Source organism: Proteus sp. G2673, from assembly GCF_009915125.1.
Lineage (GTDB): Bacteria > Pseudomonadota > Gammaproteobacteria > Enterobacterales > Enterobacteriaceae > Proteus > Proteus penneri.
This window is the reverse complement of record NZ_JAABLT010000021.1, coordinates 116,383-129,603: the sequence shown is the minus strand read 5'-3', so window position 1 is coordinate 129,603 and position 13,221 is coordinate 116,383. Positions and strand designations below refer to the sequence as shown.

At 36.2% G+C, this 13,221-nt stretch carries 13 protein-coding genes; 7 read left to right on the top strand and 6 right to left on the bottom strand.

Translation table 11 applies throughout. The features are described 5' to 3' along the window. The 4 genes from GWI59_RS12305 to ampD all read right to left on the bottom strand — a co-directional run. Nucleotides 1-284, bottom strand: a 284-nt coding sequence (locus tag GWI59_RS12305; RefSeq protein ID WP_237612110.1) for a biotin/lipoyl-containing protein, incomplete at its 3' end; no start/stop codon positions are given. 12 nt (nt 285-296) lie between these two features. Then, nucleotides 297-2,963, bottom strand: a complete 2,667-nt coding sequence (gene aceE, locus GWI59_RS12300; RefSeq protein ID WP_072063365.1) for a pyruvate dehydrogenase (acetyl-transferring), homodimeric type — start codon at nt 2,961-2,963, stop codon at nt 297-299. 163 nt (nt 2,964-3,126) lie between these two features. Continuing rightward, the gene (gene pdhR, locus GWI59_RS12295; protein WP_072063494.1) at nt 3,127-3,897 is read right to left on the bottom strand and encodes a pyruvate dehydrogenase complex transcriptional repressor PdhR; all 771 of its coding nucleotides are present in this window, start codon (nt 3,895-3,897) and stop codon (nt 3,127-3,129) included. Between the two features lie 326 nt (nt 3,898-4,223). Then, nucleotides 4,224-4,766 carry a 1,6-anhydro-N-acetylmuramyl-L-alanine amidase AmpD gene (gene ampD / locus GWI59_RS12290; RefSeq protein ID WP_006533724.1) on the bottom strand — a complete coding sequence of 181 codons (543 nt, stop codon included), beginning with the start codon at nt 4,764-4,766 and terminating at the stop codon, nt 4,224-4,226. A 211-nt stretch (nt 4,767-4,977) separates the two neighbouring features. On the opposite strand from ampD, the gene ppdD reads away from it, so the two are divergent. The 6 genes from ppdD (at nt 4,978) to yacG (ending at nt 9,694) form a co-directional block, all read left to right on the top strand. Further along, nucleotides 4,978-5,421 carry a prepilin peptidase-dependent pilin gene (gene ppdD / locus GWI59_RS12285; protein ID WP_115065522.1) on the top strand — a complete coding sequence of 148 codons (444 nt, stop codon included), beginning with the start codon at nt 4,978-4,980 and terminating at the stop codon, nt 5,419-5,421. Nucleotides 5,422-5,527: 106 nt separating this feature from the next. After that, entirely contained in the window at nt 5,528-6,628 is a 1,101-nt protein-coding gene (locus GWI59_RS12280; RefSeq protein ID WP_161724779.1) for an ATPase, T2SS/T4P/T4SS family, read from the top strand. After that, nucleotides 6,625-7,824 carry a type II secretion system F family protein gene (locus GWI59_RS12275; protein ID WP_161669504.1) on the top strand — a complete coding sequence of 400 codons (1,200 nt, stop codon included), beginning with the start codon at nt 6,625-6,627 and terminating at the stop codon, nt 7,822-7,824. The genes GWI59_RS12280 and GWI59_RS12275 overlap by 4 nt, the downstream gene beginning before the upstream one ends. Nucleotides 7,825-8,058: 234 nt before the next feature. After that, nucleotides 8,059-8,682, top strand: a complete 624-nt coding sequence (coaE, locus tag GWI59_RS12270; protein WP_109399773.1) for a dephospho-CoA kinase — start codon at nt 8,059-8,061, stop codon at nt 8,680-8,682. Next, the gene (gene zapD, locus GWI59_RS12265; RefSeq protein WP_109847790.1) at nt 8,675-9,427 is read left to right on the top strand and encodes a cell division protein ZapD; all 753 of its coding nucleotides are present in this window, start codon (nt 8,675-8,677) and stop codon (nt 9,425-9,427) included. Before coaE ends, zapD begins: the two co-directional genes overlap by 8 nt. 54 nt (nt 9,428-9,481) lie before the next feature. Beyond that, nucleotides 9,482-9,694 carry a DNA gyrase inhibitor YacG gene (yacG, locus tag GWI59_RS12260; protein ID WP_006533733.1) on the top strand — a complete coding sequence of 71 codons (213 nt, stop codon included), beginning with the start codon at nt 9,482-9,484 and terminating at the stop codon, nt 9,692-9,694. A 77-nt stretch (nt 9,695-9,771) separates the two neighbouring features. Here yacG and mutT read toward each other — a convergent pair whose 3' ends face one another. Together mutT and GWI59_RS12250 are read right to left on the bottom strand one after the other, a co-directional pair. Continuing rightward, nucleotides 9,772-10,164 (bottom strand): 8-oxo-dGTP diphosphatase MutT, encoded by a 393-nt coding sequence (gene mutT, locus GWI59_RS12255; protein ID WP_072063371.1) that lies wholly within the window; start codon nt 10,162-10,164, stop codon nt 9,772-9,774. A gap of 106 nt (nt 10,165-10,270) precedes the next feature. Then, nucleotides 10,271-10,474: an aromatic amino acid transport family protein gene (locus tag GWI59_RS12250; RefSeq protein ID WP_255311259.1), complete on the bottom strand. Its 204-nt coding sequence runs from the start codon at nt 10,472-10,474 to the stop codon at nt 10,271-10,273. A gap of 1,035 nt (nt 10,475-11,509) precedes the next feature. On the opposite strand from GWI59_RS12250, the gene GWI59_RS12245 reads away from it, so the two are divergent. Next, a complete protein-coding gene (locus GWI59_RS12245) occupies nt 11,510-13,195 on the top strand; it encodes a ShlB/FhaC/HecB family hemolysin secretion/activation protein (protein WP_161724776.1) in 1,686 nt (561 codons plus the stop codon). Nucleotides 13,196-13,221 lie beyond the last annotated feature (26 nt).

Sequence of the window (13,221 nt, the reverse complement as noted above, 5' to 3'; positions counted from 1 at the left end):
GCAGCGGCTGGTGCAGGTGCTTCAGCTTGAGCAGGTGCAGCTTGCGCAGCACCTTCTGCTTCAAAAATCATGATAAGAGAACCGGTTTGAACTTTATCGCCCACAGCAATTTTGATCTCTTTCACTACACCCGCTTGTGGTGATGGGACTTCCATAGAAGCTTTGTCGCCTTCTACAGTAATTAAGGATTGTTCTTCCTCAATACGGTCGCCCACTTTCACCATCACTTCGGTGACTTCAACTTCATCCGCACCGATATCTGGGACTTTAATTTCAATAGACATTCACTTTACCTCTTACGCCAGACGTGGGTTTACTTTTTCAGGGTTGATGTTGTATTTATTGATTGCTTCTTCAACAACCTTCACATCAATCTCACCACGTTTAGCTAATTCACCTAATGCAGCAACAATCACATAAGAAGTATCAACTTCGAAGTGGTGACGCAGGTTTTCACGGCTATCAGAACGACCGAAACCATCTGTACCTAATACGCGGTAATCATCTGCTGGTACATAAGTACGAACTTGTTCAGCGAACAGTTTCATATAGTCAGTAGAGGCTACAGCTGGTGCATCATTCATAATTTGAGCGATGTAAGGTACACGCGGTGCTTCAGATGGGTGTAGCATGTTCCAACGTTCACAATCTTGACCATCACGAGCCAATTCAGTGAATGAAGTTACGCTATAAACATCAGAACCAATACCGTATTCAGTAGACAGGATTTGTGCTGCTTCACGAACGTGACGCAGAATAGAACCTGAACCCAGTAACTGAACTTTACCTTTCGCGCCTTCCAGTGATTCTAGTTTGTAGATACCTTTACGGATACCTTCTTCAACACCGGCTGGCATTGCTGGCATATGGTAGTTTTCATTCAGTGTAGTGATGTAGTAATAAACGTTTTCTTGTTTATCACCATACATACGCTCTAAACCATCCTGCATGATAACAGCAACTTCATAAGCGAATGCTGGATCATAAGAGATACAGTTAGGGATAGTTAGCGATTGAATATGGCTATGACCATCTTCGTGTTGTAGACCTTCACCGTTAAGTGTTGTACGGCCTGAAGTACCACCTATTAAGAAACCACGAGCTTGTTGGTCACCTGCTGCCCAGCATAGGTCGCCAATACGTTGGAAACCAAACATTGAGTAGTAGATATAGAAGGGGATCATTGGCAGATTGTTAGTGCTGTAAGATGTTGCAGCTGCTAACCAAGATGCGCCAGCACCCAGTTCGTTGATACCTTCTTGCAGAATTTGGCCTTTAACGTCTTCTTTATAGTAAGCAACTTGCTCACGATCTTGAGGCGTATATTGTTGGCCATTCGGGCTATAAATACCGATTTGACGGAACAGACCTTCCATACCGAAAGTACGTGCTTCGTCAGCAATAATAGGTACTAAACGATCTTTGATAGATTTATTTTTCAACATCACGTTCAGTGCACGAACGAATGCGATAGTTGTAGAAATCTCTTTAGATTGTTCTTCTAATAATTGGCTGAAATCTTCCAGTGTCGGAATATCCAGTTTTTCGTCAAAACGAGGACGACGAGCTGGTAGGTAACCGCCTAAATCCTGACGACGTGCGTGCAGATATTTGTATTCTTCTGACTCTTTATCAAAAGTAATATAAGGCAGGTCTTTGATTTGCTCATCAGCAACTGGAATATTGAAACGATCACGGAAATGGTGAACACCATCCATGTTCATTTTTTTAACTTGGTGAGCGATGTTTTTACCTTCTGCTGTTTCACCCATACCATAACCTTTAATGGTTTGAGCTAAAATAACAGTTGGTTTGTTTTGAGTGTCTTTTGCTTTTTGGAATGCTGCAAAGACTTTCTTCGGATCGTGACCACCACGGTTTAGTGCCCAGATTTCATCATCAGTCATATCTTTAACTAATGCAGCAGTTTCTGGGTAACGATTGAAGAAGTGCTCGCGAACATAAGCGCCATCACGAGATTTAAATGTCTGGTAATCACCATCCAGAGTTTCATTCATTAATTGAATGAGTTTACCAGAGGTGTCTTTACGCAGAAGCTCATCCCAACGATCGCCCCACATGACTTTGATAACGTTCCAGCCAGCACCCGCAAAGATACCTTCTAATTCGTTAACAATTTTGCCGTTACCAGTAACTGGGCCATCAAGACGTTGTAAGTTACAGTTAACAACGAAGCACAGGTTATCTAATTTTTCGCGAACTGCGATGGTGATTGCACCTTTAGATTCTGGCTCGTCCATCTCTCCGTCGCCTAAGAACGCATAAACCGTTTGTTTAGTCGTATCTTTTAAGCCACGGTGATTCAAATATTTCAGGAATTTAGCTTGGTAAATTGCAGATAGTGGTCCCAGACCCATAGAAACAGTTGGGAACTGCCAGAATTCAGGCATTAATTTAGGGTGTGGATAAGAAGATAAACCTTTACCACCAATTTCTTGACGGAAGTTGTTTAATTGCTCTTCAGTTAAACGACCTTCTAAGAATGCACGTGCGTAGATACCTGGGGAGATATGGCCTTGGAAATAAACCAAGTCGCCGCCATCATTGTCATTATGGGCACGGAAGAAGTGATTAAAGCATACTTCATATAACGTTGCAGAAGACTGGTATGACGCCATGTGTCCGCCGAGTTCCAAATCTTTTTTGGATGCACGCAGAACCATCATTACTGCGTTCCAGCGAATAGCAGAACGAATACGACGCTCTAATTCCAGATTGCCAGGGTAAGCGGGTTCATCTTCAGCAGGAATGGTATTGATATAATCACTGTGTACAGCACCGCCTAAAGCGATATTAAGACCACCATTACGGGCTTGTTTTAATACCTGATCAATCAGAAACTGTGCACGCTCAACACCTTCTTCACGGATGACCGAGTCGATCGCTTGTAACCAGTCGCGAGTTTCGATCGGATCCACGTCATTTTTCAGCATATCTGACATGGTGTATTCCTTATCTGTTATCTGTTTTTAATGGTTATGGGAGCCTATCTTCCCGTTATACCCATCTGATATGACGGGAAGATAGGCCCTGCTGTTATTACCGCTTCCCCTGAAAATCACAGGGCGATAGGTAGTACAGACTCAGCGGTCAGGATCTGTGCTACTAAAATAAATCAGGATGTTGTTGTAGCCGGCGCAAAGAGCGCTCACGGCGAGTATGTTCACGACTCATATCCAACAAAACATCTTCAATAAAGGCCAAATGGCGATGTGAAGCTTCACGCGCTACCTCCGGCTCTCTATTAATAATAGCCTGATAAATCTGACTACGATGTTCACTTACTGCTGTTAACATCTCTTTACGAGTGTAAAGAAACTCAAAATTCTGGCGAATATTTTGCTCAAGCATTGGCACCATGCATCGTAATAGATGCAATAAAACAACATTATGAGCAGCTTCCGTAACAATTAATTGATATTGCAATACCGCTTCAGATTCAGCGACTAAATCACCCTTTTCGTGGGCTTTCAAGATGCAATCATGACTAGCTTTGATACGTTCAAGATCTTCATCGGTGCCACGTAATGCAGCATAATATGCAGCAATACCTTCAAGTGCATGGCGCGTTTCTAAAAGATCAAATTGAGATTCGGGATGTCCGCTAAGCAGTTGAGCTAAAGGATCACTAAAACTTTGCCAGAGATTGTGCTGAACAAAAGTACCACCGCCTTGGCGACGGAGTAAAAAACCTTTAGCTTCTAATTTTTGGATTGCTTCACGCAATGAAGGGCGAGATACATCAAATTGCTTCGCCAGTTCACGCTCAGGTAAGAGTTTTTCTCCCGGACGCAGAGTACCTTCTAAAATCAGATGTTCAAGCTGTTGCTCAATAACATCAGAAAGCTTAGGTTGGCGGATTTTTGTATAAGCCATATTGCTGAAAGCCATTATTGGATAACTATTACCTTAGTGATTGAGTTGTCAATTGGTAATACCAATTTAATATAACGGATAATAAAGTAACAAAGTATTCACTAACTGTCCATACAGTTGTTGAGCGAAATCATAAAAACCTGCAAATTTTAACAAATTATTTTAAAAATTCATCAAAAGTGATAACCAGATCGCATTATTCAGAAACGTCAAAAAATAAATTTTTTAACGTTTTTTAAACACATAAACAGTCAAACTGAAGCGTGACAGCAATATTATTTTGAATTTAAAATTAAAATTAATGATTTAAAATTCAATTCAACTAGTTATTTTGTTAACAAACTGCGGAAATAAGCCCAATCAAAGTGAGGCCCCGGATCAGTTTTTCTATTTGGTGCAACATCACTATGCCCAGTAATATTTTCTTCAATGGCAGGATACAGAGCAATAAGCGATTGAGTTATCTTCACTAATTGCTGATATTGCTGCTGAGTAAAATCGCATTCATCAGTACCTTCAAGCTCAATACCTATTGAGAAATCATTACATTTTTCTCTGCCTTTATATAAAGAAACGCCAGCATGCCATGCCCTCTCTGTAAAAGGCACATATTGTACAATTTCACCATCACGCCGAATAAGACAATGAGCAGATACTCTTAAACCGATTATTTCACTAAAAAAAGGATGATCTTGCTCTGATAATGTATTGGTAAAAAGTTGGTCAATATAAGGCCCACCAAATTGGCCTGGAGGCAAACTGATATTATGAACAATTAATAAAGAAGGAGACTCACCTTCAGGTCTCTTATCATGATTAGGTGAAGGAACCTGTCTAGCATCGATTAGCCAACCTTGTTTTATTTCCACATCAACCCTCTTTTATTTTGTTTTAGACATTATCAATAACTTTATTAGCTCATACTCATCAATAAATGCGAACTTTCCCTCAATAATAAAGGTTAAATATGTATATCTCCTTTTTCTTTTCGATATTTTACTCAAACTTTATTTTATTTATTCGCCAATAAAGTCCTTTTTTTTCATACTTCTAGTGTCTATTACTCAAGGAGGACGCTAGATGAATGTACTTAATTATCACTCTAATGAAAATGGCTTTACCCTTATGGAACTTATGATTGTGATTGCTATCATCTCGATTTTAAGCTCTGTTGCTATTCCGGCCTATCAAGGTTATATCCAAAAAGCCGCATTAACCGATGTATTGCAAACACTGTCGCCCTATCGTTCTGCGGTAGAATTATGTCGTTATGAAAATGAGCCTCAACACTGTAATTCTGATTCAACCTTTATGCCTCAACAATTTCGTAGTCGATATTTGTCTGATATTAATGTGTTAAACGGCGTGATTAGTGCAACTGGAAAATCTCAGCTTGATGGTCTAACGATTACAATGTCTCCAGAAAATAGAATTAACGACCTTCTTCCAGTCTGGAAAATACAATGTTCAGCAACAAATCTTACGTTGCAAAAACAGTGCAATGAAATTTTAAAATCAGATTAGTGCTTTAAATATAAAAGAGCACTCATATTGAGTGTTCTTATTATGTACTTTAAATATCGCAGACAACGCAGATAAATTAAAAAGTAAAAGTATAAAGAGGTGAAGAATGGATATCACACACTCTGCAACAGAATTTATTGAACATCTATTACGTGAAAGTATTTTAAAACGCGTCTCTGATTTACATATAGAGCCTCAACAAACCAGTGTAAGAGTTCGCGCCAGAATAGATAATCATTTATATCTATTATCATCCCCTCCGGATGAATTCTCTGAAGAAATAGTCACTCGATTAAAGATACTTGCTAACTTAAATATTGCAGAAAAACGGTTACCTCAAGATGGGCAATTTAGTTGGTCTTATCATGAAAAAAGATATTCAATACGAATAGCGACACTTCCCACGCTGTATGGTGAGAAAGTTGTTTTACGACTAATAAATAATTTACAACAACCAGAATTAAATCATCTAGGTTTTCAACTTTCACACTTAACGCTATTAAAAAAATATTTAAATTTACCTCAAGGAATGATTTTAGTCACAGGGCCAACGGGAAGTGGAAAAACACTCACTTTATATAGTTGTTTACACTATTTAAATAGAGAGAACCTAAATATAAATAGTGTTGAAGATCCAATTGAATTACCTTTGAAGGGGATTAATCAAATTCAAATTTCTGAAAAATCAGGGATCTCATTCACAACAATATTACGAGCATTACTACGCCAAGATCCTGACATTATTATGGTAGGTGAAATACGTGATCAATCTACAGCCGAAATGGCAATAAAAGCAGCACAAACCGGGCACCTTGTATTATCAACCTTACATACTAATTCGGCTTCATCTACAATAATGCGTCTACATAACTTAGGTATTGAAAAAGATCTTATCCATTCCTGTGTTAGTTTAATTATTTCACAACGATTAGTTCGTTGTTTATGTCCACACTGTAAAATATGCTTATCCAATAAACAGCATATTAATATCAATAAAGAAATAGTCGAATTACCAAATTGGCAAGCCGTTGGTTGTCAGCAATGCTGTTCAGGCTATAATGGAAGAACGGCTATTTATGACTGTTTTGAGCCGTCAAAACAAACACATTCATCCCTTTATCACTTATTCTATTCCGGTTTTTCGTTAATAAGACAAGGGATCACAACACTTGAGGAGGTTTATCAAACGCTAGGAGATATTGAATGAAATTACAGCTAATTTATCGCTATGATGCATTAACTTATCAAGGAGAATTATGCACTGGAAAAATACTTGCGTCCTCGAATAACGAAGCATTTATTAACTTAACTCAACAACAAAAAATCCCCATAAAAATTCGTTTATATAAGATCGTTTTATTTCAAGATGCTGATAAACAATATCGAATTCAATTATTCGAACAATTAGCTTTATTACTACATTCTGGTTTGGCACTTCTTCCTGCATTAACACTATTAAAAAATGAATGTCGTTATTCACATTGGCAATGTGTATTAGAAGATATTATTTTTAACTTAATGCAAGGAGGTTCTCTTTCTAAACAATTAAATCGCTATCCACTTTATTTTCCGACCTCACTAAATCGTTTTGTTCTTATTGGTGAAGAAAGTGGAAAATTAGATGAAGTAATTACGCTGCAAATAATACAGTTAAAAAAACAGCGAGAGATTGTAAAAAAAATTAAAAAATCGTTTAAATATCCTGTCTTTTTACTGACTATATTAGTTTTTATTACCAGTATTATGTTGCTTTATGTTTTACCTGAATATCAGTCCTTATACAGCGCCTTTAATACAGAACTTCCTCATTTAACATTAATCCTGATTAATTTTTCACAATGGCTTACTGATTATATCAGTATGATAGCATTTATCTTCTTCGGTTTAATATTTTTTTATCGTTTAATTCGTTATTCTTTATCACCCTTTTATTTCGCTGAACAAGCTCTTCTTCTTCATACTCCCTATTTAGGTAAGCTTTTAAAATATCAGCAATTACATCTTATTTTTCAAATAGTCAGTATTACACAACAAGCAGGATTACCTTTATTACAAAGCTTAAAAATAGGAACAGAACAACTTTCACATCCTATTTATAAACAACTCCTTTCTAAAATGAGTGATCACATTATACAAGGTAAATCGTTGAGCTTATTTATGAAAAATGAGCCACTCTTTACGCCTATTTGTTATCAGTTTATTATTTGTGCAGAAAACTCTGGGCAATTGCTCTATTTTTGTCAGCAATTAAGTGATTGGTTTTATCATCAACTCGATGAGCAATTAAATACCATTAGTGCTTGGTTAGAGCCAATACTTATGACGGTCATCGCATTGATTATTGGTACATTAATCATTGCTATGTATCTTCCTATATTACAGTTAGGTGATACTATACAGTGAGTCACAATTTTTATGAGTGAGAGGCTGTTACTATGTTTTGCACTAACTCATTGATTGATGGTAATTCTATCACATATTATCAGGTAGGATGTTAGGGTAGCAGAAAATCACCTATCATAATAACCGAATAAAACCCAAATATTGCGGTTATTATCTTGTGATAAAAACAAAATTAGGCTTTAGAATACCTAGACTAATAGTAAATTTTAATTCATTAAAAACAGATAAACACAAATGGCTTATACGGTTGCTCTTACAGGCGGAATAGGCAGCGGTAAAACCACCGTTGCTAATGCTTTTGCCTCATTAGGTGTACCTCTTGTTGATGCTGATATTATTGCTCGATTAGTGGTAGAGCCTCACTCCTTAGGACTCAATGCATTGCATCAACATTTTGGTGACTGCATTTTACTACCCGATGGCTCATTAAACCGAGCGCTGTTGCGCCAGATTATTTTTGAAAATAATAAAGAAAAATATTGGGTTAACAATCTTCTCCATCCATTGATACAGCAAGAGACTCAAAAACAGATACAGCAAATTAAAGCGCCCTATCTTATTTGGGTTGTTCCATTATTAATTGAAAATAAATTAACGCATCTCGCCTCTCGTATTCTTGTTGTTGATGTAACACAGGAAGAGCAAATAGAAAGAACCATGAAACGAGATGGCGTAAGTCGAGAGCAAGTTCTCAATATTTTAAAAGCTCAAGCTCAAAGACAAGAACGATTAGCCGTCGCTGATGATATTATTGAAAATCACGATAATAGCCAACATATGATTGAAAAAGTTAAGCAACTTCATCAGCATTACTTAGAATTAGCTCAACAAGCGTTACAGGACAATTGCCATGAGTGATGACATCACAACAATCATCTTCGAACATCCCCTCAATGAAAAAATGCGTTCATGGCTTAGAATTGAAAACTCATTGATTCAAATTAACAGTTTTAGTGCAATTGATTCATTACCCACGGCTCTCTCGTTTTTCCGTGCGATATCAGAATTTATTGAAGTACTTGATCGTGGCGAAATCCGCGCTGAATTACTTAAAGAATTAGAAAAAAGACAAAAAAAATTACAGCAATGGCTTTCATTTCCTAATGTTGATAAAGCAATTGTCACTCAAATTATTGATGAATTAGCTGAAAATGCAATTGTATTAAGTAAAGCTCCTCGCATTGGTCAACATTTGAAACAAGATAAAGTCATCAATTTAGTTAAACAGCGCCTAAGTATTCCTGGTGGATGTTGTAACTTTGATGTACCGGCATTACATTTGTGGTTAAGCTTACCTCAAGCAATTCGTGATGAAAGATTACAAAGCTGGCTGACGGGGTTATTACCATTACAAAATGCATTAAATAGTTTACTTATGCTTATTCGCCAATCAGATACATTTAAGCCCGTTCTCAGTCACCGTGGTTTTTATCAAGACAGTGCTGAAGAAGCTGAATTGCTACGTGTTAAAATAGCCATCGAACACCAAATCTATCCTCAAGTCTCTGGGCACAAAAATCGCTATGCGATCCGCTTTTTACCACTTGATAGTGAGAATGGAACAGTACCTCTAGATCTACCTTTTGAGATCGCTTGTTGCTAACATTATGTTTATTGATATGAGCATAAATCGCACCAATGAAATCTAGGAGAGATAATGAGCGAAGAATTAGTTGTAAAATGTCCAACCTGTCAAACAGAGGTTGTTTGGAATGAAAGTAGCCCTTATCGCCCTTTTTGTAGTAAGCGTTGCCAACTTATTGATTTAGGTGAATGGGCTGATGAATCAAAGCGTATTCCAAGCCAAAGTGATATTAATGATAGTGATGATTGGAGTGAAGCTCCGCAATATGAGCCTAAAGACATCTAACTTTCTAATTCTACACATAAAAAATAGCCACTCAATCGAGTGGCTATTTTATTTATAAACGCTTATTTAACACTATTCTACTTTTGCAATAATGCCACAATGGTGCGGTTTGCAGGTGGGAAATCATCAGCATTTAACGATCCAATAGATGTCCACTTAAATTCTTGTCCTTCTTTACCATATGGCTCATTATTCCATTGCGTGACTAAGAAAAAAGATAAAGTAATGTGTCTATCTGGAAAATCATGCTCTACCGTTTCAAAAAGTGAGCATTGCGTTACATCAATACCAATTTCTTCTTGTAATTCACGGAATAGCGCCTGTTCTGGAGTCTCTTTATCTTCTAATTTTCCCCCGGGAAATTCCCAAAATCCCCCCATATGCGATTTTAGAGGACGTTGTGTGATAAAGACATTATTGTGTTGATCACAAATAATACCCGCAGCAATATGTAGCTTCTTCTTATCCATTATAGACAACCTATTGAATATTAACGTCATTATAACATCTTAGTGTTATTATAACGCATATCCAACCGTGCTACTCTGGTTTTCTTTCCCTTGCTATCTTGATTAATTAACGATAAATAGGTAACAAACCAAACTGTGCTAATGTTTGGCAAATAATCCCTACGGCACCAAAAGCGATAACTGAATAAATTAATCCTTTACCTCCCCACACTTTAAAGCCTGAGTTGGGAAATTTATCTCGCGCTTTCAGTGCCATAACTGCAGGACAGATAATTGCCCAGATACAAGCAGCCGTACCTGCATACGCAATTGCAATATAATTGAAGGTTCTTTATTAACCGACTTATTTTCTATTTTTTAGTCCTTACTAAAATAAGGATAGAGCTATCACATTGCACGAGAGCCATTATTATTGTGGAGTATTATTTATTTGATAGGTTTTAATATAGCAGTAAAGTGTCTTAACACAGGTGGTTCATATTCGAATTCAAGACCTTTAATTCAACGTGTGCTGCTGTTGTGTCAAAATGGAAATGAGAAATAAATACAGGATTTTTCGCTTTTCCATCTTTTTGTTTATCTTTTAATAATACTGGAAAAAGAATATTAAATATATTTTGGATAAAAATCACACTATTTATAATAAATGATATATTAACGTGATCATTATCACCTATTTCAAAATCAAATAAAATATTTTTATAATTTAAACTTCCATTGATAACACCAAGTGGTAATACATGTATTTAAATTGCATTTTCACTGAATAAAAATGATATTAAAACAACCATAACTTTTATCATGATTAATGATTTAACAATAAAGTCCTAATCTTTTAACCTCCCGTTTTATTCATTTAAATGAAATAATAATTCATGAAATATTTATTCCAAAACAAAACATTAATAAACTTATAAACAACAAATGAAAAGCTAATTAGCACTTTATTTTTATATCTTTGAATCTCCTCTCATTATTTATCTTCTCATTATAAAAAATGAAAAAATTTTAATTAACATTACTGAATTGATGATAGTTTAAGCAATAAGAAAAATAACACTGAAGATTATCACTATGAAAATCAATACACTAGACACCCTTTAAATTAATCATTTGTTTAATCAATATAATTTGAGATGTTAATCATTTTAGTTATATCGCTATTTAATATCGAAAGAGATAAAAATTTATCTTTATTTCATCTATTTTTAATTTCTTTTCATATTGAGAGTGCTCAGTATTTATTATTCTAAAATTAACGATAATATAAAAACATTAATTATTATCTTTCTATATTTAAGCAATATTATTTATATTTGAATTAATACCTTTATATTGAGGTAAAATGAGAAAAAAAGTTATTTTATTAACACTATTAAGTGGATTTTCAACCACTGGATTAACAGCAAATGACACCGGTTATTTAGGCTCGATGGGAGAATCGCGGCGCGCATTACAAGAGAGTCAACGTGAAATAAATCAACTTATTGAACAAAATCGCTATCAACAACTTCAAGAAAATGCATTAGAGGTTTCACCTTCCCCCACACTTATTACTGAATCAGAACATTGTTTGCCTATTAATGGAGTTTATGTTCAAGGAATTACTTTACTTGATGAAAAAGATCTTGATTTCTTAACACCATTACCAGAGCAATGTATAAAAAGTGCTGACGTTAATCGTTTAATCAAAGAGTTAACTCAACGTTATCTTCAACATGGTTATATTACTGCCAGAATTCAATTTTTACGTCCTAATCAAGAACAACAACTTGGGTTGTATGTTATTGAAGGTTTTATTGAAAAAATAGAAGGTGGCGATCGAGGCGTTAACACCGCATTACTTTTCCCTCATATTGAAGGAGAACCTCTTGAACTCTCAAAATTGGATCAAGGGCTTGATCAAGCAAACCGCTTACAATCGAATAAAGTTAAATTAGATATATTGCCTGGTACGCAATTAGGTGGCTCCATTATTCAGCTCTCCAATCAGCGACAAGCACCATGGCACCTAAATATTTCGAGTGATAATTATGGACAAAAAAACTCGGGGCGCTGGTTAGTTCGAACGAATGCAAGCTTAGACAGCCCATTGGGGTTATCTGATTTTGTTAGCTTAAACGCTAGCATTACCACTGATAAACCCAATACACGTTTTAATCGTGCTTACACCCTACTCTATTCTTTACCTTATGGCGCATTGACATTCAGTACTTTTGGTAGCTATTCCGAGTATGAATTTCATCAAGCATTACAAACACGTACCGTACGTTTGTCTGGAGATACAACACAAGTTGGTTTAAGGGGCGATTACGCGTTTTATCGTAGTCAAAAGCAGATTGATACCTTAAATATGCAGGTAACACATAAACAAATACGCAACTATTTCAGCCAAATTCGCCTTGATTTAAGTAGCCCTGCACTTACAACAGTAGAGCTAGGTATCAACCATTTACATATTATTCAAAATGGTGTTATCAGTGCGAATTTAAGTGCAGAAAAAGCCATTGGTTGGTTTGGTGCAGACGAATCACCTCGTGTTACTAATGGCGATGGTAATGACTATCGCTTTACAAAAGTTAAGCTTTTTGCCAATTGGCAACATCGTTTTGCTATATCGAATTCTACATTTTTATTCAATAGCGCCTTCTTTGGCCAATATAGCCCTGACACCTTACCGGGAGTGGAATGGCTAAGTTTAACGGATAAAAATGCGATCCGCGGTTTTGATCAAAGTACACTTTCTGGCGATAACGGCGGCTATTTGCGCAATACGCTTTCTTATCCTTATCGAATAAATACCTTTTCAATCACCCCTCGAATTGGCCTAGATGCAGGTCGTGTTCAACAACATGGCAACTATGAAGGATGGCGTAGTGGTTATGGACTAAGTTCAGGCTTAAATCTTCAATATCAAAAAGCACAATTCGATATCGAAGTCGCTAAGGGGCATTTGCTTTACAACCAAACGAATTCCAATAAAACCAAAGACCCTACTCAAGTGTTAGTTAGATTTTCATATTTATTTTGATTCACACTCATAGCAATAAACGGAGA